19 protein-coding genes are annotated in these 22,952 nt (G+C 73.2%); 10 read left to right on the top strand and 9 right to left on the bottom strand.

Annotated elements, in window-relative coordinates:
* Nucleotides 1–39 precede the first annotated feature (39 nt).
* From ACGFI7_RS09145 to ACGFI7_RS09165, 5 genes are all read right to left on the bottom strand, one after another.
* Nucleotides 40–357 (bottom strand): hypothetical protein, encoded by a 318-nt coding sequence (locus tag ACGFI7_RS09145; RefSeq protein WP_393401205.1) that lies wholly within the window; start codon nucleotides 355–357, stop codon nucleotides 40–42.
* Nucleotides 358–521: 164 nt separating this feature from the next.
* The gene (locus ACGFI7_RS09150) at nucleotides 522–1,376 is read right to left on the bottom strand and encodes an ABC transporter permease (protein ID WP_393401208.1); all 855 of its coding nucleotides are present in this window, start codon (nucleotides 1,374–1,376) and stop codon (nucleotides 522–524) included.
* Nucleotides 1,377–1,379: 3 nt separating this feature from the next.
* The gene (locus tag ACGFI7_RS09155) at nucleotides 1,380–2,357 is read right to left on the bottom strand and encodes an ATP-binding cassette domain-containing protein (protein WP_393401210.1); all 978 of its coding nucleotides are present in this window, start codon (nucleotides 2,355–2,357) and stop codon (nucleotides 1,380–1,382) included.
* Nucleotides 2,358–2,924: a PadR family transcriptional regulator gene (locus ACGFI7_RS09160; protein WP_393401212.1), complete on the bottom strand. Its 567-nt coding sequence runs from the start codon at nucleotides 2,922–2,924 to the stop codon at nucleotides 2,358–2,360.
* Nucleotides 2,925–3,007: 83 nt separating this feature from the next.
* Nucleotides 3,008–3,610: a TetR/AcrR family transcriptional regulator gene (locus tag ACGFI7_RS09165; RefSeq protein WP_393401214.1), complete on the bottom strand. Its 603-nt coding sequence runs from the start codon at nucleotides 3,608–3,610 to the stop codon at nucleotides 3,008–3,010.
* Nucleotides 3,611–3,670: 60 nt separating this feature from the next.
* Between ACGFI7_RS09165 and ACGFI7_RS09170 the strand changes: the two genes are divergently transcribed.
* The 6 genes from ACGFI7_RS09170 (at nucleotide 3,671) to ACGFI7_RS09195 (ending at nucleotide 12,786) form a co-directional block, all read left to right on the top strand.
* Entirely contained in the window at nucleotides 3,671–5,239 is a 1,569-nt protein-coding gene (locus tag ACGFI7_RS09170; RefSeq protein ID WP_393401216.1) for a carboxyl transferase domain-containing protein, read from the top strand.
* Nucleotides 5,240–5,241: 2 nt separating this feature from the next.
* Entirely contained in the window at nucleotides 5,242–7,218 is a 1,977-nt protein-coding gene (locus ACGFI7_RS09175) for an acetyl/propionyl/methylcrotonyl-CoA carboxylase subunit alpha (RefSeq protein WP_393401218.1), read from the top strand.
* Nucleotides 7,218–8,129: a hydroxymethylglutaryl-CoA lyase gene (locus ACGFI7_RS09180; RefSeq protein WP_393401220.1), complete on the top strand. Its 912-nt coding sequence runs from the start codon at nucleotides 7,218–7,220 to the stop codon at nucleotides 8,127–8,129. Before ACGFI7_RS09175 ends, ACGFI7_RS09180 begins: the two co-directional genes overlap by 1 nt.
* A gap of 3 nt (nucleotides 8,130–8,132) precedes the next feature.
* Nucleotides 8,133–9,269 carry an acyl-CoA dehydrogenase family protein gene (locus ACGFI7_RS09185; protein ID WP_393401222.1) on the top strand — a complete coding sequence of 379 codons (1,137 nt, stop codon included), beginning with the start codon at nucleotides 8,133–8,135 and terminating at the stop codon, nucleotides 9,267–9,269.
* A gap of 177 nt (nucleotides 9,270–9,446) precedes the next feature.
* Nucleotides 9,447–9,881, top strand: coding sequence for a GNAT family N-acetyltransferase (locus ACGFI7_RS09190; RefSeq protein ID WP_393401224.1), 435 nt, complete (start codon nucleotides 9,447–9,449; stop codon nucleotides 9,879–9,881).
* 31 nt (nucleotides 9,882–9,912) lie between these two features.
* On the top strand, nucleotides 9,913–12,786 hold the full coding sequence (locus ACGFI7_RS09195) for a helix-turn-helix transcriptional regulator (protein WP_393401227.1): 2,874 nt from the start codon (nucleotides 9,913–9,915) through the stop codon (nucleotides 12,784–12,786).
* Nucleotides 12,787–12,805: 19 nt separating this feature from the next.
* On the opposite strand, the gene ACGFI7_RS09200 is transcribed toward ACGFI7_RS09195, so the two are convergent.
* From ACGFI7_RS09200 to ACGFI7_RS09215, 4 genes are all read right to left on the bottom strand, one after another.
* Nucleotides 12,806–14,884 carry a hypothetical protein gene (locus tag ACGFI7_RS09200; RefSeq protein ID WP_393401230.1) on the bottom strand — a complete coding sequence of 693 codons (2,079 nt, stop codon included), beginning with the start codon at nucleotides 14,882–14,884 and terminating at the stop codon, nucleotides 12,806–12,808.
* Between the two features lie 71 nt (nucleotides 14,885–14,955).
* Nucleotides 14,956–15,897 carry a carbohydrate kinase family protein gene (locus ACGFI7_RS09205; RefSeq protein WP_393401233.1) on the bottom strand — a complete coding sequence of 314 codons (942 nt, stop codon included), beginning with the start codon at nucleotides 15,895–15,897 and terminating at the stop codon, nucleotides 14,956–14,958.
* On the bottom strand, nucleotides 15,894–16,820 hold the full coding sequence (locus ACGFI7_RS09210; RefSeq protein WP_393401236.1) for a pseudouridine-5'-phosphate glycosidase: 927 nt from the start codon (nucleotides 16,818–16,820) through the stop codon (nucleotides 15,894–15,896). Before ACGFI7_RS09210 ends, ACGFI7_RS09205 begins: the two co-directional genes overlap by 4 nt.
* A 123-nt stretch (nucleotides 16,821–16,943) precedes the next feature.
* A complete protein-coding gene (locus ACGFI7_RS09215) occupies nucleotides 16,944–18,149 on the bottom strand; it encodes a YeiH family protein (RefSeq protein ID WP_393401238.1) in 1,206 nt (401 codons plus the stop codon).
* An 11-nt stretch (nucleotides 18,150–18,160) separates the two neighbouring features.
* Between ACGFI7_RS09215 and ACGFI7_RS09220 the strand changes: the two genes are divergently transcribed.
* The 4 genes from ACGFI7_RS09220 (at nucleotide 18,161) to ACGFI7_RS09235 (ending at nucleotide 22,895) form a co-directional block, all read left to right on the top strand.
* On the top strand, nucleotides 18,161–19,054 hold the full coding sequence (locus tag ACGFI7_RS09220) for a LysR family transcriptional regulator (protein ID WP_393401239.1): 894 nt from the start codon (nucleotides 18,161–18,163) through the stop codon (nucleotides 19,052–19,054).
* 230 nt (nucleotides 19,055–19,284) lie between these two features.
* Nucleotides 19,285–20,790, top strand: a complete 1,506-nt coding sequence (locus ACGFI7_RS09225) for a phytoene desaturase family protein (RefSeq protein WP_393401242.1) — start codon at nucleotides 19,285–19,287, stop codon at nucleotides 20,788–20,790.
* Between the two features lie 45 nt (nucleotides 20,791–20,835).
* Nucleotides 20,836–21,534: a response regulator transcription factor gene (locus ACGFI7_RS09230; protein ID WP_393401244.1), complete on the top strand. Its 699-nt coding sequence runs from the start codon at nucleotides 20,836–20,838 to the stop codon at nucleotides 21,532–21,534.
* Complete coding sequence (locus ACGFI7_RS09235) at nucleotides 21,531–22,895, top strand: sensor histidine kinase (protein ID WP_393401246.1); 1,365 nt, start codon at nucleotides 21,531–21,533, stop codon at nucleotides 22,893–22,895. Before ACGFI7_RS09230 ends, ACGFI7_RS09235 begins: the two co-directional genes overlap by 4 nt.
* Nucleotides 22,896–22,952 lie beyond the last annotated feature (57 nt).

Consider the following 22,952-nt stretch of genomic DNA (forward strand, 5'->3'; position numbering starts at 1 on the left):
GGCCCGGGACACCGCGGTGTCCCGGGCCTCACGCTGCCGTCAGTTGACCCGATCCCCGGGAGCCACGGCCCCCAGGCCGACGAGCATCGCCTTGATGTCGCCCAGGTCGTGCCGCAGCTCACCGAACCGCGCATCCAGGCGCTGATCGAGCCCGCTGAGCCTCTTGTCCACGCGGTCGAGGCGCCCGTCGACATCGTCCAGCCGGTCGTCCATGCGCCTGAGGCGCTCGTCCATCAGGTCGAGCCGCTTGTCCATCGTCGCGGAACGGTCGCGCGTCTCGCTCGAGAAACAGCGTGCCTGCAGGGACAGACCGTTGATGCGCTCGTCGAGCTTCGCGAGGCCGGGCACGCCGCCCATGACGCGGACCTCGAGAGCCGAGATCCTTCGCTCATGCTGTCTCAGTCGTGCGCGAACACCGAACACTGGTGGTTCCTTTCCAGGGGGTTGTGTATCGCATCTGGAAAGTTACCGTCCGTGAGACGGCTTCGCCTTCGAACATGAGACTGAAGCTGGAACCCCAGCTAGTCGGCCCGCTTGAACTGGGCGATGCCCACCGCCAGCAGTCCGAACCCGAGCACCGCCACCATGCCCAGCTCCACCGGCACCGGCACCTGCCAGCCGAACCACTGCACCCCCGGGTTCAGCGTCGCGTTCACCTCCGGCGGCACGGCCAGGTGGGAGAAGACGGCCTGGCGCATCGGGTCGACCGCGTACGTCATCGGGTTGACCACCGTCAGGGCGTGCAGCCACGACGGCAGGTTGGCCAGCGGGAACATGGCGCCCGACAGGAACATCATCGGCATGATCGCCATCTGCATCAGCCCGAAGAAGGACTGCATGTTCTTCATCCGCGCCGCCAGCATCACCCCGAAGGCGGTGATCGTGAAGGCCGCCAGGAACATCTCCGCCAGCAGCGTGAGCATCAGCGTGGGCGAGTACGGCACGCCGACCAGCCCCGCCATGGCCAGGATGATGATGCCCTGGCCGGTGGCCACGATCGCGCCGCCGAGACACTTGCCCACGACGATGGCCGTGCGCGACACCGGCGCCACCAGCATCTCGCGCAGGAACCCGAACTCGCGGTCCCACACGATGGACCCGGCCGAGAACATGGCCGTCATGATGACCGTCATGGAGATCATGCCGGGATACATGAAGGTGCGGAAGTCGACCCCGGGGATCGACGCCTGGACTAACGACCCCAGACCGGTGCCCATGACGAAGAGCCACAGCACCGGCTGCAGCAGCATCGACAGCATGCGGGTGCGGTCGTTGAGGAACCGCAGCATCTCACGGTGCAGGACCACCTTGATGGCCCGCAGGTCGTGCGCGGTGCTGCGGGCCGGCACCCGTACGCGGATCGCCTGTGTCGTCATCGGTCATCGCCTCGCCATCGCGCGCATGAAGGCCATCTGGTCGTCGCCGGACTCGGCGTCGCGGATCGTGGAGCCGGTGTAGTTCATGAACACGTCGTCGAGCGACGGCCGTGACACGCTCACCGACGTGATCGGCATGCCGAGCTCGGCGAACAGCCTCGGCACGAACTCCTCGCCCGAGGCCACCGCGAACGTCACCGCCCCCTCGTGCACCGCCGCCTCCAGCCCGAACCGCTCGTCCAGGGCCTTGATCGCGGCCGCGTCGTCGCGGGTGTGGATCTGCACCCGGTCCTTGCCGACGCTGGCCTTGAGCCGCTCCGGAGAGTCGATCACCACGATCTCGCCGTGGTCGATGATGGCGATCCGGTCGCAGTACTCGGCCTCGTCCATGTAGTGGGTGGTCATGAAGATCGTGATGTCCTCGGTGACCCGCAGCTCGTTGATGTAGCCCCAGATGGCCGACCGGGTCTGCGGGTCGAGCCCGACGGTCGGCTCGTCCAGGAACAGCACCCGCGGCGAGTGGAGCAGCCCGCGGGCGATCTCCAGCCGCCGCTTCATGCCGCCGGAGAACGTCATCACCTTGGCGTCCTTGCGGTCCCAGAGCGCGACCATCTCCATGACCCGCTTGATCCGCTCGCCCACCACGCTCTTGTGCACCCCGTACAGCTCGGCGTGGAAGCGCAGGTTCTGCTCGGCGGTCAGGTAGCCGTCGAGGGTGGGGTCCTGGAAGACCAGGCCGATGTTCCTGCGCACCTCGTCGCGCTCCTTGACCACGTCGTGCCCGGCGACGGTCGCGGTGCCGCCGGTCGGGTTCGCGAGCGTGCAGAGCATGCTGATCGTGGTGGTCTTGCCGGCGCCGTTCGGGCCGAGGAACCCGAACACCTCGCCGGGCGACACCTCGAAGTCGATGCCCTTGACGGCCTCGACCTTCCCGTACGTCTTGGTCAGCTGCCGTACGACGACGGCCGCGTCCTCGGTCATTCAGTCCTCCGCAAGGATCTGGAACACGGATTTGCGCGTCCGCCTGAGCAGTTTCTTGGCCTCGGCGACCTGCTGGTCGTTGGCCGTCCTGGTCAGGTGGAGAAAGGCCTCGCCGAGCTGCCCCCACAGCAGGCGCAGCTCGTGCCGGTCCTCCGGCACGGTGCGGGCCACCTCGTCCCACGGCGTGGGGGCGTCCTGGAGGCGCGTGGCCTCCTCGCGGCCCGCTTCTGTCAGGCGGTAGGTGCGGCTGCCGCCGCCGTCGTCGCCGGTCACGAGGTCCTCGTCCTCCAGTTGCTGGAGCGCGGGGTAGACGGAGCCGGGGCTGGGCCGCCACACGCCGCGGCTGCGCGCCTCGATGTCCTGGATCATCTGGTAGCCGTTCCTCGGCCCCTCGCCGAGCAGCAGGAGCAGCGCCGCCCGGACGTCGCCGCGCCGGACCCGCGGCGGGATCTCCATGCCGGGGGCGGCCGGCGGGATCAGCGGGGGCGCCATCGGCAGCGGCGGCGGGATCAGCGGGCGCGGCGGCGCCGGCGGCGGGAAGTCGTGCCATCCATGGGGATCACGCATTATCTCTCCCAACTATCGAGATGTTCTGACGATATATCTAGATAGTTGGGACGGCAATGCCCTTTCTTTGCATCCCGTACGTGTTAGTGCTCGTTAACAGTGGCCTGGAGCGCGGCCCGCGCCATGGCGTGCAGCAGGGGGCGCATCGAGCCGGGGACGAGCTCGCCCGCGCTGTGCGGGGTCGAGTTCAGCAGGCCGAAGACCGCGTGGGTGGCGGCGCGCAGCCGGGCCGCCGGGCACGACGGGTGGAGCTCGGCCAGCACCGTCACCCACTCCTCGACGTACAGCCGCTGCAGCCGCCTGATCTGACGCCGCTCGCGCTCCGGCACGTTGCCCAGCTCGCGGTCGTGCACGGTGATCAGCGCCGGCTGCTCCAGGGCGAACGTGATGTGCGCGTCGAGCAGCGCGTCCAGGATCTCGGCCGGATCGGCGTAGGCCGTGACCACCGCGACCGCCGACTCGCGCAGCCGCGAGCTGATGTCGAGCAGCAGCTCCGACAGCAGCGCCTCCTTGCCGCTGAAATGGCGGTAGAGCGCCGGCCCCGAGACGCCCACGGCGCCGCCGATGTCCTCGATCGGGACGCCGTGGAATCCGCGCGCCGCGAACAGCCGCGCGGCCGCCTCCAGGATGGCCGCACGCCTGTTGCCGCTGTTGCGGGTAGATGTCGGAGCAGTCGTCACAGTCACATCATGCTAGACGCTGACGTTAATGATGACTAACATCTCGGCCATGACGAGAGGGGAGACATGAGCGACTGGCCGGTACTCACCTCGGCCGCCCATCCCGGGAGCGAGGCGTACAAGAACAACGCCGAGGTCAACGAACGGCTCGCCGCGGAGCTCCGTGACCGCTTGGCCACCGCCGCGCTCGGCGGGCCGCGACGGGCGCGCGACCGCCACGTCGAGCGCGGCAAGCTGCTGCCCCGCGACCGCGTCGACGGCCTGCTCGACCCGGGCTCGCGCTTCCTGGAGCTGTCGCCGCTGGCCGCGAACGGGCTCTACGACGACCAGGCGCCCGCCGCCGGCATCATCACCGGCGTCGGCCGGATCTCCGGCCGCGAGTGCGTGGTCGTGGCCAACGACGCCACCGTCAAGGGCGGCACCTACTACCCGATGACCGTCAAGAAGCACCTGCGCGCGCAGGAGGTGGCGCTGCACAACCACCTGCCGTGCGTCTACCTCGTCGACTCCGGCGGCGCGTTCCTGCCCCGGCAGGACGAGGTGTTCCCGGACCGCGAGCACTTCGGCCGCATCTTCTACAACCAGGCCACGATGTCCGCCCGCGGCATCCCGCAGATCGCCGCCGTGCTCGGCTCCTGCACCGCAGGCGGCGCGTACGTGCCGGCCATGAGCGACGAGGCCGTCATCGTACGGAACCAGGGCACGATCTTCCTCGGCGGCCCGCCGCTGGTGAAGGCGGCCACCGGCGAGGAGGTCACGGCGGAGGAACTGGGCGGCGGCGACCTGCACGCCCGCGTCAGCGGCGTCACCGACCACCTGGCCGAGGACGACGCGCACGCGCTCGCCATCGTCCGCGACATCGTCTCCACGCTCGCGCCGCGCGCCCCGCGCCCGTGGCCGGTGGCGGCCCCCGAGCCGCCCGCCCACGACCCGCGCGACCTGTACGGCATCGTCCCCGCCGACACGCGGCAGCCGTACGAGGTGCGCGAGGTGATCGCGCGGCTGGTGGACGGCTCGCGGTTCCTGGAGTTCAAGGCCGAGTACGGGCACACGCTGGTCACCGGCTTCGCCCACGTCCACGGTCACCCGGTGGGCATCCTGGCCAACAACGGCATCCTGTTCGCCGAGTCCGCGCTCAAGGGCGCGCACTTCATCGAGCTGTGCGACCAGCGCCAGATCCCGCTGGTATTCCTGCAGAACATCAGCGGGTTCATGGTCGGCAAGGCGTACGAGGCGGGCGGCATCGCCAAGCACGGCGCCAAGATGGTCACGGCCGTGTCGTGCGCCCGGGTGCCCAAGTTCACGGTGGTCATCGGCGGCTCGTTCGGGGCGGGCAACTACGCGATGGCCGGGCGGGCGTACGCGCCGCGCTTCCTGTGGATGTGGCCGAACGCCCGCATCTCGGTCATGGGCGGCGAGCAGGCGGCGAACGTGCTCACCACGGTGGGCAACGCCGACCCGGACGCCATCCGGGCCCAGTACGAGCACCAGGGCAACCCGTACTACTCCACCGCCAGGCTGTGGGACGACGGCGTGATCGACCCGGTCGACACCCGCACGGTCCTCGGCCTGGCCCTCTCCGCGGCGGCCAACGCCCCGCTCGAACCCGTCGGCTACGGCGTCTTCCGGATGTGATCATGACTGCTTCCCTGTTCGGCCGGGTGCTGGTCGCCAACCGGGGCGAGATCGCCGTCCGGGTCATCCGCACCCTGCGCGCGCTCGGCATCGGCGCGGTCGCCGTGCACACGGCCGCCGACGCGGGCGCCCGCCACGTGATCGAAGCCGACGAGGCCCACCAGATCCCGAAATATCTGGATATTGAGGCGATTGTGGAGGTGGCGCGGCTCTCCGGTGCGTCGGCCGTCCACCCGGGGTACGGCTTCCTGGCCGAGAACGCCGGCTTCGCCCGCCGCTGCGCCGAGGCCGGGCTGGTGTTCGTCGGCCCGCCGCCGGAGGCCATCGAGGCGATGGGCGACAAGATCCGCGCCAAGCACACCGTGTCGGTGGCCGGGGTGCCGGTGGTGCCCGGCGCGGCCGAGCCCGGTGACGTGCTGGCGACCTGGACCGGCTTCCCCGCCCTGATCAAGCCGTCGGCGGGCGGCGGCGGCAAGGGCATGGTGCTGGTCCGGTCGGCGGCCGAGCTGCCGGACGCCCTGGAGTCGGCCAGGCGCACGGCCACGGCCGCCTTCGGCGACGGCACCCTGCTGATCGAGCGCTACGTGGAACGGCCGCGCCACATCGAGATCCAGATCCTCGCCGACGGCCACGGCAACGTCGTCCACCTGGGCGAGCGCGAGTGCAGCCTGCAGCGCAGGCACCAGAAGATCGTCGAGGAGGCCCCGTCGCCCTTCGTCGACGCCGCGACCCGGGCCCGGATGGGCGCCGCCGCCGTGGAGGCCGCCCGCGCGGTCGGCTACGTCGGCGCGGGCACCGTCGAGTTCATCGTCGACGGCACCACCGGCGACCACCACTTCATGGAGATGAACACCCGTCTCCAGGTGGAGCACCCCGTCACCGAGCTGGTCACCGGCCTGGACCTGGTCGAGCTGCAGCTCCGGGTGGCGGCCGGCGAGCCGCTCCCGTTCGCCCAGGACGACGTCCGCCTCGACGGCCACGCGGTCGAGGCCCGGGTCTACGCCGAGGACCCGGCGCGCGGCTTCCTGCCCACCGGCGGCCGGGTCCTCGCCCTGCGCGAGCCGGAGGGCCCCGGCGTGCGGGTGGACTCCGGGCTGCTGGCCGGCGCCGTGGTCGGCAGTGAGTACGACCCGATGCTGTCCAAGGTCGTGGCCTGGGCGCCGGACCGGGCGGGGGCGCTGCGGGCGCTCGACCGCGCGCTGGGCGGCACGGTCGTGCTCGGCGTCACCACCAACGTGCCGTTCCTGCGCGCGCTGCTCGGCCACGAGGCGGTACGCGCCGGTGAGCTCGACACGGGGCTGGTCGAGCGTGTCCTGCCGGACCTCGTGCCCGACGCGGAGCCGGCTCGCACCGGAGTCCCGCCGGAGGCTCTGGCCGCCGCCGCGCTGGTCTTCCACGACCGGCCTGCGGGGGACGACCCGTGGGAGGTCATGGACGGCTGGCGGGTCGGGGAACGGGCCTGGACCACGTGGCGGCTGGAGACGCGCGACGGCGTGCACGCCGTCCACGTGCGCGGCCTGCCGCAGGAGGGCGCCGAGGTCCGGGTGGAGGACGGGCCGGCCGCCGCCGCCGTGCTGCGCCCGTACCGGAACGCCGCGCACGGCGAGGGGCTCGCCGTCACCCTGGACGGCCGCACCACGCACTTCGCCCGCGCGGCCGACGGCGAGACGCTCTGGCTCGGCCGCGACGGGCACGCCTGGCCCGTCACCCGCCATCTCATCGGCGACCCCGGCGACCGTCCCGGCGCCGCGGGCAGCGGTGACGGCGTGGTCAGGAGCCCGATGCCCGGCACCGTCCTGGTGGTCAAGGCCCAGGTCGGCGAGCTGGTCAAGGAGGGCCAGCCGCTGGTGATCGTGGAGGCGATGAAGATGGAGCACACCGTCACCGCGCCCCGCGACGGGCGCGTCACCGAACTGCCCGCGCAGGCCGGCCGGTCCGTCGACATGGACGCCGTGCTGGCCGTGGTGGAGGAGGAGTGATGAGCAGGACGTACCCGATGGACGGCCTGCCGAAGCGGGTAACCGTCCACGAGGTCGGCCCCCGCGACGGCCTGCAGAACGAGGCGGCGATCGTGCCCGTCGAGGCCAAGGCCGAGTTCATCGACCGGCTCGCCGACGCCGGGCACACCGTGATCGAGGCGACCAGCTTCGTGCACCCCAAGTGGGTGCCCCAGCTCGCGGACGCCGAGCAGCTCCTGGACCGCCTGCAGCGCAGGCCGGGCGTCCGCTATCCGGTGCTGGTGCCGAACGAGCGCGGCCTGGACCGGGCGCTGGAACGGGGCGTCGAGGAGATCGCCGTCTTCGCCAGCGCCACCGAGACGTTCGCCGCCAAGAACCTCAACCGGAGCCTGGAGAGCCAGTTCGACATGTTCGAGCCGGTCATCGCCCGGGCCCGCGAGCACGGCGTCCGGGTGCGCGCCTACGTGTCGATGTGCTTCGGCGACCCGTGGGAGGGCGCCACGCCCGTCCGCCAGGTGGTCGCGGTCGGCGAGCGGCTGCTCGGGCTCGGCTGTTACGAACTGTCGCTGGGCGACACCATCGGCGTCGGCACGCCCGGCCACGTCACCGCGCTCATCGAGGCGTTCGCCTCGCCAGACAAGCTCGCCGTCCACTTCCACGACACCTACGGCCAGGCGCTCGGCAACACCCTGGCCGCGCTCAAGGCGGGCGTCACCACCGTGGACGCCTCCACCGGCGGGATCGGCGGCTGCCCGTACGCCGAGTCCGCCACCGGAAACCTGGCCACCGAAGACCTCGTCTGGATGCTGCGCGGGCTCGGCATCGAGACCGGCCTCGATCTGGACAAGCTCGTGGCCACCAGCACCTGGCTGGCCGACCTGCTGGGCCGGCCCAGCCCCTCCCGCGTCGTCCAGGCCCTCGCGAAAGGCTGACCCATGCTGACACCCGAACACGAAGAGCTGCGCAAGACCGTCGAGGCGTTCGCCCGCGACGTGGTCGCCCCCGTCATCGGCGACTACTACGAGCGCGAGGAGTTCCCGTACGACATCGTCCGCCAGATGGGCGCGATGGGACTGTTCGGCCTGCCCATCCCGGAGCAGTACGGCGGCATGGGCGGCGACTACTTCGCCCTCTGCCTGGCGCTGGAGGAGCTGGCCAGGGCCGACTCCAGCGTGTCGATCACCCTGGAGGCGGCGGTGTCGCTCGGCGCGATGCCCATCCTCCGCTTCGGCACCGACGAGCAGCGCGAGCGCTGGCTGCCCAAGCTGGCCGCGGGCGAGATGCTGGGCGCCTTCGGCCTCACCGAGCCGGGCGGCGGCTCGGACGTGCCCGGCGGCATGCGGACCACCGCCGTGCTCGACGGCGCGGAATGGGTGATCAACGGGACGAAGGCGTTCATCACGAACTCCGGCACCGACATCACCGGGTTCGTCGGCGTGGCCGCGCTGACCGGCGAACGGGAGATCTCCACCATCCTGGTCCCGTCCGGCACCCCCGGGTTCACCGTGTCCAAGAAGTACTCCAAGGTCGGCTGGAACGCCTCCGACACCCGTGAGCTGTCGTTCTCCGACTGCCGGGTGCCCGCCGCCAACCTGATCGGCGAGCGCGGCCGCGGCTACGCCCAGTTCCTGCAGACCCTCGACGAGGGCCGGATCGCGATCGCCGCCGTCAGCGTCGGCCTGGCGCAGGGCTGCGTGGACGAGTGCCTGAAGTACGTGCGCGAGCGCCGCGCCTTCGGTCACCCGATCGGCCACTACCAGGCCATCCAGTTCAAGATCGCCGACATGGAGGCCCGCGTCCACACCGCGCGCCTGGCCTACTACCACGCGGCCGAGAAGATGCAGGCGGGCGTCCCGTTCAAGAAGGAGGCGGCGATCGCCAAGCTCGTCTCGTCCAACGCGGCCATGGACAACGCGCGCGACGCGACGCAGATCTTCGGCGGGTACGGATTCATGAACGAGTTCCCGGTGGGTCGTTTCTACCGCGACGCGAAGATCCTGGAAATCGGTGAGGGCACGTCCGAGGTGCAGCGCATGCTCATCGCCCGCCAGCTCGGACTCGGGGATCTGTGATCCTGGCCGCCCGGTGCGGCCTCACCGAACTGATCGCGGAGGGCCCCTCGTGTATGGTATGAATGTCGTTTTTTGTGCCGCATGCCCCCGTCGCCCCCGTGGCCGGCCGGGCCTGGGCGATCCACGACTCATGAGTGATTGGACTCGGGAACGAGGCACGATCTAGTGTCAGACGTCATGACGGTTGACGATCTTCTCATCAGAAGGGTGGAGAAGTCCGACGCGGACGAGGTGTTCGCGCTGGCGCGTGAGTTCGGGCTCACCTTCCGGCCCGAGCGCGAGGCGTTCGACACCGCGCTGCCGCGCCTGCTGCAGGACGATGACACCTTGCTGCTCGCCGCCGTCGTCGACGGGCGGGTGCACGGCTACCTGCTCGGATACGTCCACCTGACGCTCTTCGCCAACGGGCCCGTCGCCTGGGTGGAGGAGGCGATGGTGCAGACCGGGTCGCGCCGGCAGGGCATCGGCCGCGGCCTGCTGGTGGAGTTCGAGAAGTGGGCACGCGGTCGCGGCGCTCGCTACGTGGCGATGGCCACCCGGCGCGCGCCGGAGTTCTACCACGCGCTCGGTTACGAAGCCTCCGCCACTTTCTACCGAAAGGTCCTGCGCTAACCCTGTTGCGCAGGATGGCATCCTTAGTCCCGTGACCATCCACCAGGTGAGCCCCCTGTTCGTCGGCCGTGCCGGCGAACTCGCCATGCTCGAGGGAGCGCTGGCCGAGGCGCGCGGCGGGACGGCCGCCGCCGTTCTCGTCGGCGGCGAGGCCGGGGTGGGCAAGACCCGCCTCATGGGGGAGTTCGCCGACCGGGCCGGCGAGGCGCTGGTGCTGATCGGCGGCTGCCTGGAGCTCGGCACCGAGGGTCTGCCGTTCGCGCCCTTCACCGCCGTGCTGCGCGGCCTGGTCCGCGAGATCGGCCGCGACCGCGTGGCGGAGCTGGTGCCCGGCGGCACCAGGGGGCTGGCCCGGCTGCTGCCCGAGTTCGGCGAGCCCGACCACGACGGCGCCGAGGCCAGGGCGCGGCTGTTCGAGCAGCTGCTCGGCCTGCTGGAGCGGCTGGCCGAGGAACGGACCGTCATCCTCGTGGTGGAGGACGCGCACTGGGCCGACCGCTCCACCCGCGACCTGCTCTCCTTCCTGGTGCGTTACCAGCGCGGCACCGGCCGCCTGATGATCGTCGTCACGTACCGTACCGACGAGCTCCACCGCGCCCATCCGCTCCGCCCGCTCCTCGCCGAGCTGGCCAGGGTGCCCTGGGTGACCCGGGTGGAGCTGGGCCGCCTCAGCCGGCGCGAGGTCGCTGCCCAGGCGGCGGGCATCCTCTCCCGCGAGCCGTCGCCGACCGACGTCGAGCTGGTCTACTCCCGCAGCGAAGGCAACCCGCTGTTCGTGGAGGCGCTGCTGAGCGAGGGCGGGTCCGGCGGCATGCTCCCGGAGTCGCTGCGCGACCTGCTGCTGGCGAGCGTGGAGCGGCTGCCCGACGAGACGCAGGAGCTGCTCCGGGTGGCCAGCGCGGGCGGCCAGCGCATCGAGCACGCCCTGCTGGCCGCCGTGACCGGGTTCGACGAGCAGACGCTGGCCGCCACGCTCCGGCCCGCCGTGGCCGGCAACGTGCTCGCCGTCGACGGCGAGGGCTACGCCTTCCGCCACGCGCTGATCCGCGAGGCGCTCCACGACGACCTGCTGCCCGGCGAGCACACCCGGCTCCACACCCGCTTCGCCCAGGCGCTGGAGCGCGACCTGTCGGTCCTGCCCGCGCCGCGCGGCGCGATCGAACTGGCCCACCACTGGCACGCCGCCCGCGACACCACCTGGGCGCTGACCAGCGCCTGGCACGCCGCGGCCGCGGCCCGCCGCTCCGCCGCCCACGACAGCCAGCTGCGCATGCTGCTGCGGGTGCTGGAGCTGTGGGACCACGTGCCCGACGCGGCGGAGCGCGTCGGGCACGGCCACACCGACCTGCTGCGCCAGACGGCCGTCGTCGCCCACCTGGCCGGCGAGTACGACCGCGCCGCCGCGCTCGCCTCGGCCGCGCTGGAGGAGACCGACCGCGTCGCCGACCCGGTGGCGGCCGGCCGCCTGCTGCGGCTGCGCGGCCTGATCCGGTACGACCTGAGCCGGCCCGGCCACGTCGACGACCTGCGCGAGGCGGCCGCCCTGGTGCCCGCCGAGCCGCCCACCAGGCTGCGCGGCCAGGTGCTGGAGTCGCTGGCGCGGGTGCTCCACCAGCCGGGCCACTCGTACGCCGAGCGGATCGCCGCCGCCGAGCAGGCCATCGAGGTCGGTCGCCTGGTCGGCGACGAGCACGTCCAGGCGCGGGCCCTGGTCACTCTCACCTGGACGCGCTGCCTGCGCTTCGACGAGATCGACGAGCACCGCGGCGGCTACGCGGAGGCGCGGCGGCTGGCGACCCGCGCCGACGCCTACACCGCGCTGATGGGGGCCGCCATCTCCGAGTCCGACAGCCTCGAAGGCGCCGGTCGCCACGAGGAGGCGGCCCAGGTCGCCCGTGACGGCATCGCGCTGGCCGAGCGCTACGGCCTGGCCCGCACGTCCGGCACCTTCGTCTCGATCAACCTGGCCGAGCCGCTGGTGTCGCTGGGCCGCTGGGACGAGGCGCTGGAGGTGATCGAGCACGCGGTGGAACTGGTGCCGCCCCCGCCCCACCAGACCGGCCTGCTCGGCTTCGCCGTCGACATCGCGCTCGCCCGTGGCCGCCTGGACCGGGCCGAGGAACTGCTCGAGTCCATCCGGCGCATCGTGGCGCGCGGGACGTTCCGCGAGCAGACCGTGCTGCCCCTCGGCCGCCGCGAGGCGGAGCTCCTGATGGCCCGCGGCCGGGTCGACGAGGCCCGCGCGGCCGGGCTGCGCCTGCTGGACTCGCACGACCTGACGGTGGATCCGCGCTACTCGTGGGCGCTGCTGACGTCCGTGGCCGAGCTGGGCGGGCCGGCGGTGGCCGAGGTCCGCGCGCTGGCCGAACGGCTGCCCGCGTACGGCGCCCTGCAGCAGGCCCAGCGGCTCACCGTCACCGCGCTGACCCGGCCGGAGGACGACCCGGCGGCGCGGCTCAAGGACTGGGACGCGGCCGTGGCCGCCTGGACCGCGCTGCGCAACCCGTACGCGCGAGCCAGGGTCTGCGAGGGGGCCGCGCACGCCGCGCTGGCGTGCGGCGACCGCGAGCACGCGGCGGAGCGGCTGGCGACGGCGACCGAGCTGGCGCGGGGGCTGGAGGCGCGGCCGCTGCTGGACCGGCTGGACGCGCTGGCCCGGCGGGCGGGGGTCGCCGTCGGCGAGGAGCCCGCGCGCGGCGGCGCGCCGTCCGGCCTGACCGCCCGCGAGCTGGAGGTGCTGCGCCATGTCACGCGCGGGCTGAGCAACCGGGAGATCGCCGCCGAGCTGTTCATCGCGGTCAAGACGGTCAGCGTGCACGTGTCCAACATCCTGGCCAAGCTCGGCGTCGCCTCCCGGGGCGAGGCCGCGGCCAAGGCGCACGCGCTGCGCCTGTTCGACGCGTGAGGGGGGGACGCCCGCCGGCTCAGCCCGTGAGCTGGGCCTCCAGGCGGTAGCCGTCGACCGTCACGTACACCTGGTCGCCGGGGCGGGCGTTGAGCCGCATCAGCACCGGCTGGAGAGAGTCGAACACCGGCTGCTGCCCCTGCCACACCAGCACGATCGCGTTGTCGCCCGGCCCGGTCACCGACAGCAGCGTGCCGGGGCGCATGCCGAGCTGGGCCGCGTAGTTCTGCGGCACCGGCACCGGGCCGCCGCGCAGGTGCTCGGGCTTGACCTCGATGCGCTGCCAGCGGCGCGGGTCCGACGACGGGCTCGGAGGCGGCGGCGGGGGAGTGGCCGGAGTGCCGGCCAGGTGGCCCTGGAGCATCGGCGAGCGGCCGTTCGACAGGGCCGACAGCGTGGCGAGCGCCGCCGACGGGTCGATCGAGCCCGCCTGGGCGGCCGGGATCGGCTGGCCGCCCCGGTGATGGTGGCCGTTGGCGCCGGGAGTGCGGCGCGGGAGCGGCTGCGGCGGGGCGTCGGACGCGGCGGCCACCGGGTCGTGGGCCCGCTCGGGCGGCAGCGCCTCCAGCCACGCCTTGGCCGAGTGGGCGCGGATGCCCAGCTCCGCCATCAGTTCCACCAGGTCCGCGTCAGGCTGCGCCGAGGCCAGCAACCGGCGGGTACGGGACTGCAGGCCGTGCAGGTCGCCGACGACCAGCCAGCCGTCCTGCAGGCGGCGGTCCGGCATCAGCGTGACCAGCACCCGCCACAGCGGGGTGCGCAGCGACGGGACGATCGCCGGGTGGGCCGGGTCGGCGCCGATCAGCTGCTCCTCGGTCGCGGCGGCGCCCAGCCACTCGGTGAGCCGGAACATGTGCCCGGTGATCGGGGCCGACTCCGACGAGCGCAGCCAGGTGAGCACCCGCTCCTCGGCGGTGCGCTGCGCGTGGGAGAGGATCTCGCGCTCGACGAGCATCTTGTGCGCGAGCGTGCGCAGGCTGATCGGGTCCTCGGCGAACAGGCGGTGCTCGGCCACGGCCAGCTCCAGCTTGTTCAGGCCGCGGAACAGGCTGTCGACCACCCGGACCATCGCGTGGTCGGTGTCGGACGGCGCGGGGGTGCGCTGGGCGGGCCCGCCGGGATAGGCGGGCAGCGAGCCGGTGTGCGGGCCGGGGGAGTCCGCCGCGGCGGCGGGCCGCTGCGGCAGCGGGTTCGAGCCGCCCACGGCCGGGAAGGCGCCGGTCGACCGGCCGCCCTCGCCGACGGCGGGGAAGGAGCCGGTGGACCGGCCGCCCTCGCCCACGGCGGGGAAGGAGCCCGTGGATCGCCCGTTCTCGGGTGGAAAGGAGGCCGCCGGACGCCGGGTGTCGCCGCCCGGGCGCGGGCCGTCGCCCACTCTGGGGAAGGTGCCGGTGTCGCGCCGCTGGGGCAGCGGTTCGTTCTTCGCGGGGCCGGCGCCGTTCTGGCCCGCGACGGGCCTGGCCCCCTCGGACGCGGCGGCCGGTCGTCCGCCCACGGCGGGGAAGGACCCGGTGCCGGGACGGGCGGGCGGCGTGAACGAGCCGTTGCCGCTCTCGGCGACAGCGGGGAAGGACCCGGTCCCGGCCGCCCCGCGCTCGGGGAAGGATCCGGTGCCCGGGACGCCGCGCTGCACCGGCCGGGTGACCTCGGGATGCCCGGGGGCCGTGTCCGGCCGGGCGGACACCAGGCGGCCGAGCACCAGGTGGAACACCGACCCCATCACCGTCTCGGGGGAGGACCCCGGCGTCTTCAGGTCGGCCGGCGACAGGCGGCGCAGCCGGTGCCAGCCGCCCAGGCCGATGATCGCCGTCCTGGCGGGCTCGGGGCAGCCGGGCAACGTCACGTCCATCGGGTGCACCGCCAGCGCGGGGAGCACGTCGCCCAGCGGCAGATGGTCCCAGCGCGAGGAGGCGAGCAGCGCGAGCCGCTCGCACATCCAGTCGAGCCCGGTCGCGGAGAGGGCTCGCGGCAGCGCCATCGACGACCACCACGCGGACGGCAGCCGCGGGTCGGACAGCGCTTCCGCGACCTGCTGCGGCCGGCTCCAGCGCAGGGCAGGGACCAGGTCGCTCAGGCAGATCGATGACTCGACGTCCATCGGCGGACCTTATCCTCCCCAGTGAGCCGCGTTACGCATGTGACTGATGGTGCAGCCTACGCGGCAAGCTATCAATCGGTGTGAATAGGGTAAAGACGCTTCATGTCCAAACCGTACCGTGGACGACCCCCTACCAGGGCCACACACTCGCCACCCGCACGGCAACCTGACTCCAAAGCCTCCCTCTCACCGGCTCCCGACAGGAAGGCCGCCAGGTAACCCGCGGCGAACGCGTCGCCCGCTCCCGTCGAGTCCACGGCCTCCGCGGGCACCGCCCCGGCCTTCGCGACGACCTCCCCGCGCACCGCCACGAGACCGCCCTGGGACCCCAACTTCACGACCGCTGTCCCGTACCGCTCGCTGAGAATCTCAGCGGCCCGCTCGGGAAGGGCGGCGCCGCTCAGAAGGAGAGCTTCGTCACGGTTGGGGAAGATCAATCCGGCGAGCGCCGTCTCGCCGAGGAACCGCGTCACGCCGAACTCGGTGAGCGGGCCCGTCGACGCGGGGTCGACGCTGATCGAGAGCCCCGCGCCGGTCGCCTTGGTCATGGCCAGCCTGGCCAGGGCCAGCCCAGGCTCGGTGAACAACGTGTAGCCGGACACGTGCAGGTGCGCCACCCCGTCGAGGAGCGCGTCGTCCCAGTCGAGCGGGGAGATCAGCTCGCCCGCGCCCCGGTTCGTCAGCATGGAGCGCTCGCCGGTGCTGTCGACCATCGAGATGACCACGGCCGTCGGGTTGTCGGCGTCGATCCTGATGTGCGGGCGCACCCCGGTCTTGGTCAGCTCGCCGATGTGCCACTCGCTGCTGTCGTACCCGCAGCGGGCCAGCAGGCTCGACCGGGCGCCGAGATGGGCGGCCCACGCCGCGGTGTTCGCGCCCGAGCCGCCGGGGCGCAGCACGATCTCGGCGGAGATGTCGGAGGGGACGTCAGGGCCCGACATGACCGATGCGCCGTGCATGGCCACCACGTCGGTGACCACGTCGCCGATGACCAGCAGGCCCTTCCGGCTCACGATCGTGACCAGGCCACGGCGATGCGGGCGGCGAGCGCCGTGTTGCCGCGGACCGCGGCCAGGTTGGCCTCCAGGGAGGCGCTGCCGGTGCCGCGCACCAGGTAGTCCAGCAGGTACGGGGTGATCGCCTGCCCGGAGACGCCGTCGCGCTTGGCGTCGGCCAGCGCCTCGGCGAGCACGCGGTCGTGCAGCTCCGGGTCGAGCTGCAGGTCCTCGGGGACCGGGTTGGCGACGATCAGGGCCGTCTCCGGGCCGCCGAACGCGTCCTGGCCGCGCATGACGGCGGCCGCCTCCTCGGGCGACTCGATCCGCCACTCCACGGGGCGGCCGGAGGAGTGCAGGTAGAAGCCGGGGAACTCGTCGGTCCGGTATCCGGCCACGGTGATGCCCCGGGTCTCCAGGCGCTGCAGCGTGGCGGGCACGTCCAGGATCGACTTGACGCCCGCGCACACCACGGTGATGCGGGTCCTGGCCAGCGTGTCGAGGTCGGCGGACTCGTCCTGGTCGTCCGTCCAGCCGCGGTGCACACCGCCCAGGCCGCCGGTCGCGAACACCCGGACGCCCGCGCGGGCCGCCAGGAACGACGTCGCCGCCACGGTCGTCGCGCCGCTCGCCTTCAGCGCCGCCGCCGGCGGCAGGTCGCGCTGGCTCAGCTTGCGCAGCCCCGGCTCGGTCGCGATGCGCTCCAGCTCCAGCTCGTTCAGGCCGACCCTGGCCACGCCGTCGAGGACCGCGATCGTGGCGGGCACCGCTCCCTCACTCCGTACGATCCCCTCCAGCTCACGCGCGACCTGGAGGTTGCGGGGCTGGGGCAGGCCGTGCGAGATGATCGTGGACTCCAGCGCGACCACCGGCGCCCCCGAGGCGAGAGCCTCGGCGACCTCGTCGGACGGCTGGAGCGGGGTGTCGGCGGTGCGGCGCATAGGGGTTTCGTGCTCCTCGAATGGCTTGAACGGTCTGTGGCGCATAGGCGCAACGGGGTCGATCGCGAAATTTGTTCCGAACCGAGCAGAGTACGGGGGGACCGCCTCCGCGTCCACCCGGGCTCACAGGAGCAGCAGCACACCCACCAGCGACACGCCCGCGACCAGGCCCGTGGCGACTCCGCCGAGCAGCATCGCCCGCCCGCCGCGCAGCAGCCGCCGCACGTCGATGCCCGTGCCGAGGCCGAACATCGCGGCCGCCAACAGGATATGCGCCGCCTGACCCGCCCCCGCGGTCACCCCGTCGGGCACCAGCCCGGTGGCGCGCAGACCGGCCATGGCGACGAACCCGGCCACGAACCACGGCACCGCCGCCGGCCGCCCGCCCCCGTTCCGCCGCCCGCCCGCGCTCTGCCCGCCCGTGCCTTGCCCGCCCGCGCCCCGTCTGCCCGCGCCCGGCTCGGTGGCCGCCGGTCGGGGCGCTGGGTGCCCGTGCGGGGCGGGCGTCTCGAGCTCGCGGCCCCGCGCAGCCGTCCCCCGTACGAGCACGGCACCGGCGTCGTCGTCGGAGGGCGCAGGACGGTGGGTGTGCGCGGCGACGGCGATCAGCGGGGCCAGGAGGAGGACCCGGCCGAGTTTGACCGTCACGGCGGTCGTCAGGACCCCGGTGGCGGCGCCGATCGCGGCGACCTGGGCCACCTCGTGCACCGACGCCCCAGTCCAGACGGCGAGCTGGACAGGGGAGAGGCCGAGCCAGGAGGCGGCGAAGGGGAGCGCGACCAGGGCACCCGTGCCGTACAGCACCACCACCGCCAGGGCCGCGCCCGCCTCGTCGTCCTCGGTGCCCGCGCTGTCGTGCATGGCCGCGATCGCCGCGGCCCCGCAGACGGACACCCCCGTCGCCACCAGCAGCGAGGTGCCCGGCGCGACGCCGAGCCTGCGCCCGGCCATCGGCGTGACGACGAACGTCACCCCGGTGGCCACCACCACGATCAGCACCGTCTGCCAGCCCAGCCCGAGAAGCTGCGGCACCGAGACCTGCAGCCCGAGCAGCACCACGGCCGTCCGCAGCACCGGCCTGGACACGAACCGCAGCCCCGGCAGCAGCCGCCGCCCGGCGCCCCCGGACGAGGCGAGGGCCGCGCCCAGGACCACCGCGACCACGGCCGCGCTGACCGCGGGCACCGCCGCGTTCACCGCCAGCGCGACGCCCAGCGCGACCGCGGACACGAGCACGCCGGGGAGCGCCGAAAGCAGGGATTTGACCACGAATTTCAGTCTTCGCCGGGGCAGGGCGGGCCGGTAGCCGTGCGCCGGCTGGCAGCTCATACCCTGTGGCTATGAGCGAACTCCCCGACCTCGTCTCACTGAAGCTGCTGGTCGACGTGGGCGAGCTGGGCAGCCTCGGCCAGGCGGCCAGGGCGGCGGGGATCGCGCAGCCGTCGGCCAGCAAGCGCATCGCCCTGCTCGAACGCCGCCTCGGCCTGCCCCTGCTGGAACGGACCCCGCGCGGATCGACGCTCACCGCCGAGGGGAAGATCGTCGCCGGCTGGGCCGCGCAGGTGGTCGGCGCCGCCCAGGAGCTGGTGCGGGCCGCCGAGGCCGTGCGGCGCGGCGGGGCCGGGCGGCTCAGGGTGGCGTCCAGCATGACCGTGGCCGAGTACCTGCTGCCGCGCTGGCTGGGCGAGCTGCAGGCCAGGGACCCCGACGTGCAGGCCGGGCTGGACGTGATGAACTCCGCCGACGTCGCCGCCCGGGTGCTGGCCGGGGAGGTGGAGCTGGGGTTCGTGGAAGGGCCAGCCGTGCCGGACGGGCTGGACCAGCGGGTGGTGGGCGCCGACCGGCTGGTGGTCGTGGTGGCGCCCGATCATCCGTGGGCGCGCCGCCGCACGCTCCTGAGAGGTCCTGAGCTGGCGGCCACCCCGCTGGTGGTACGGGAGCCCGGGTCGGGCACGCGGGAGACCCTGGACGTGGTGTTCAGCGCGCTGCACCGGGCGCGGCCGCGGCTGGAGCTGGGGTCCAACGCGGCGGTCAAGGGCGCGGCCCAGGCGGGGGTGGCGCCCGCGGTGCTCAGCGCGTACGCGGTGGAGGCCGAGCTGACCACCGGGCGCCTGGTCGAGGTGCCGCTCTACGGCCTGGACCTGGCCCGCACCCTGCGGGCCGTCTGGCGCCGCGGCCGCCCCCTCACCGGCTCCGCGGCAACCCTCCTCTCCATCGCCGCCCACTCTGCCTGACCCCACCAGATCCGTCGCGTCGGTGGGGTGGTGTCGTCCATCCGCCTGACCCCATCGGAACCGTCGCGTCGGGGGGTGGTGTGGCCCATTCCGCCTGACCCCACCAGATCCGTCGCGCGGCGGGCTGTTGGCCGGGTGGGGAGGTGCCGCTCACTCCGCCTGGCCCCGTCGAAACCGTTGCGCGGTGGGCTGTTGGCGGGGCTGGGAGGTGAGGTCTTAGAGTGCGGGGAATGGGGACTTTCGACGTGGTCATCGCAGGCGGCGGGCACAACGGCCTGGTCGCGGCCGCCTATCTGGCGCGGGCCGGGCGGCGGGTGCTGGTGCTGGAACGGCAGGATCACACGGGAGGGCTGGCGATCTCCGCACGGCCGTTCCCCGGGGTGGACGTGCGGCTGTCGCGCTACTCCTACCTGGTCAGCCTGCTGCCGACGAAGATCGTCAAGGATCTGGGCCTGGAGCTGGAGCTGCGCCGCCGCCGCTACTCCTCGTACACGCCCGTCGGCGGCACCGGGCTGCTCGTCGACGGTGAGGACGCGGGCCGGACCAGGGCCTCGTTCCGGGCCGTGACCGGCGGCGAGGCCGACCACGACGCCTGGGAGGCGTTCTACGGCATGACCGCGCGGGCCGCCCAGGCGCTCGCGCCGACGCTGCTGGAGCCGCTGCGCCCGGCGGCGGAGGTGGAGAAGCTGGTCGGCGCCGAGGCGTGGCGCGACCTGTTCGCCCGGCCCATCGGCGAGGTGGTGGACGAACGGTTCGCCGACGACGTGGTGCGCGGCGTGGTGCTCACCGACGCGCTGATCGGCACGTTCGCCGACCCGGCCACCGACCTGCAGGCCAACCGCTGCTTCCTCTATCACGTGATCGGCGACGGCACCGGCGAGTGGAACGTCCCGGTGGGAGGCATGGGCGCCGTCTCCGGCGCGCTGGAGGCCGCCGCCCGCGCGGCCGGCGCGGAGATCAGGACCGGCGCGGAGGTCGTCGGCATCGAGCCGTCCGGCGAGGTGACGTTCCGTACGGACGACGGCGAGCACACGGTCACCGGCGGGCACGTGCTGGTCAACCTGCCGCCCGCGGTGCTCGACCGGGTGCTCGGCCGCACGCCGGGCCTGCCGGAGGGCGCCCAGCTCAAGGTCAACATGGTGCTCTCGCGGCTGCCCAGGCTCAAGGACGGGGACGTGGACCCGAAGGCGGCCTTCAGCGGGACGTTCCACATCAACGAGAGCCGCGACCAGCTCGCCCGCGCGCACGCCCAGGCGGCCCGGGGCGACATCCCGGACCTGCCGCCCGCCGAGGTCTACTGCCACTCGCTCACCGACCCGTCCATCCTCGGCCCGGAGCTGCGCGGCAGGGCCGAGACGATGACGCTGTTCGGCCTGCACATGCCCGCCCGCCTGTTCCGGGAGGACCCCGAAGGGGCCCGCGAGCGGGCGCTGCGCGCCACCCTCGCCTCGATCGACGCGGTGCTGGCCGAGCCGATCGAGGACTGCCTGCTGCGCGCCCCCGACGGCACCCCGTGCATCGAGGCCAAGTCGCCCGTCGACCTGGAGGACGAGGCGGGTCTGCCCGGCGGCCACATCTTCCACCGCGACCTGAGCTGGCCGTTCGGGGAGGAAGGCGGCTGGGGCGTGGAGACCGAGCACGAGCGCGTCCTGCTGTGCGGGGCCGGCGCCCGGCGCGGCGGCGGCGTGAGCGGCATCCCCGGACACAACGCGGCCATGGCCGTGCTGGGGCGCTGACCTGCCTTCATCGGGTTCTCAGAATGGTGCTCTAGCGTGATGCGCATGAACGACGGCGCCCGGTTGCTGGTGGTGGACGACGAGCCCGCCCTGCGCGAGGCGCTGCAGTCGAGCCTGGAGTTCGAGGGCTACAAGGTCACCACCGCCGACGACGGTCAGGCGGCGCTGGACGTGCTGGCCCGCCAGCCGTACGACGCGGTGCTGCTCGACGTCATGATGCCGCGGCTCGACGGGCTGACCGCCTGCCGGCGGCTGCGGGCCGGGGGCAACCACGTGCCCGTGCTCATGCTCACCGCCCGCGACGCCGTCGGCGACCGGGTGTCCGGCCTGGACGCGGGCGCCGACGACTACCTGGTCAAGCCGTTCGAGCTGGACGAGCTGCTGGCGCGGGTGCGGGCGCTGCTGCGGCGCGGCGCGCTCAGCGGCCCGGACGCGTCGGAGGACGCGCTGTCCTTCGGCGACCTGCGCATGGACCCGGTGACCCGCGAGGTCACCCGGGGCGCGCGACGGCTCGACCTGACCAGGACCGAGTACCTGCTGATGGAGCTGTTCCTGACGCACCCGCGCCAGGTGCTGACCCGCGACCAGATCCTGGCCGAGGTGTGGGGGTTCGACTTCGAGCCCACCTCCAACTCGCTCGACGTGTACGTGATGTACCTGCGGCGCAAGACCGAGGCCGGCGGCGAGCCGCGCGTGATCCAGACCGTGCGCGGCGTCGGCTACGTGCTCAGAGGCTCCCCGTGAGAAAGCGCAGCCTGCGTTCGCGGCTGACGCTCCTGGTCGCCGCGGCGGTGGCGATCGCGGTGGCGGTCTCCGCCGTGGGCTGCTGGTACTTCGTCCGCCGTGAGCTGTCCTGGCAGCTCAACCAGTCGCTGCGGGACATCGACGTGCCGGTGAAGGCGATGCAGGCGGCGGTGCGCGAGTGCTCGTCCGAGCCGGCGGCCACGCTCGACGGGCACCCGGCGTTCACCGAGCCGATGCAGATCGTCTTCCCCGGCGGCGAGCGCTGCGTCATGGGCAACACGGCGATCAAGGTCACCCCGCACGACACCCGGGTCGCGGCCGGCTATCTCGGCCAGTGGGAGTTCTACGACGGCCGCGCCGACGACGGCACCCCGCTGCGCGTCTACGTGAGGAACGTGGACGAGAACGCCGCGTTCGTGGTCGGCCGGCCGGTGGAGGAGATCAACGACACGCTGCGGCGGGTGACGGCCCTGCTGGTGGGCGTGGCCGCGCTCGGCGTGCTGGTCGCCGCCTCGGCCGGGCTGCTCGTCTCCCGCGCCGCGCTGCGCCCGGTCGGCCGCCTGACCAAGGCCGTCGAGCACATCGCGCACACCGAGGACCTCGACACCCGCATCCCGGTCGACGGCAGCGACGAGATCGCCCGCCTGAGCGCCTCCTTCAACGCCATGACCGCCGCGCTGGCCGGTTCCCGCGACCGGCAGCGGCAGCTCGTCGCCGACGCCGGCCACGAGCTGCGCACCCCTCTCACCACCCTGCGCACCAACATCGACCTGCTGCTGCGCAGCGAGCAGACCGGCCGCAGCCTCGACCCTGCCGCCAAGCAGCGGCTGCTCGTCAACGTCAAGGCGCAGTTCGCCGAGCTGACCACGCTGGTCGGCGACCTGCTGCAGCTCGCCCGCGGCGACACCGACCGCGAGCCGCACACCGAGCTCGCCCTCCAGCAGGTGGTCACCGCCGCGGTCGAGCGGGCGCGGTTGCGCGGCGCCGAGGTCGCCGCGGACTTGGAGCCGTGGTACGTGGTCGGCGGCGCCGCCTCGCTGGAGCGGGCGGTGCTCAACCTCATCGACAACGCCGCCAAGTTCAGCCCTGACAGCGGGGTGGAGGTCACCCTGCGGGAAGGGGTGCTGACGGTACGGGACCACGGGCCGGGCATCTCGGAGGAGGAGCTGCCGCACGTGTTCGAGAGGTTCTGGCGCTCGCCATCGGCGCGGTCCCTGCCGGGCTCGGGGCTGGGCCTGGCCATCGTCGCGCAGGCGGTCGAGGAGGCCGGGGGAGAGATCACCCTGGACAACGCCGAGGGCGGCGGGGTGGCCGCCACGATGACCCTGCCGGGCTCGGCGGTTCCGACCGGGCGGGAGTGAGCACCCGCGGCCGGTCAGGTGGTGCGGTACGGCCGGTCAGGTGGTGCGGTACGGCCG

Origin of the sequence: Nonomuraea sp. NPDC048826, assembly GCF_043198225.1 — a bacterium.
In the GTDB taxonomy this organism is placed as follows: domain Bacteria; phylum Actinomycetota; class Actinomycetes; order Streptosporangiales; family Streptosporangiaceae; genus Nonomuraea.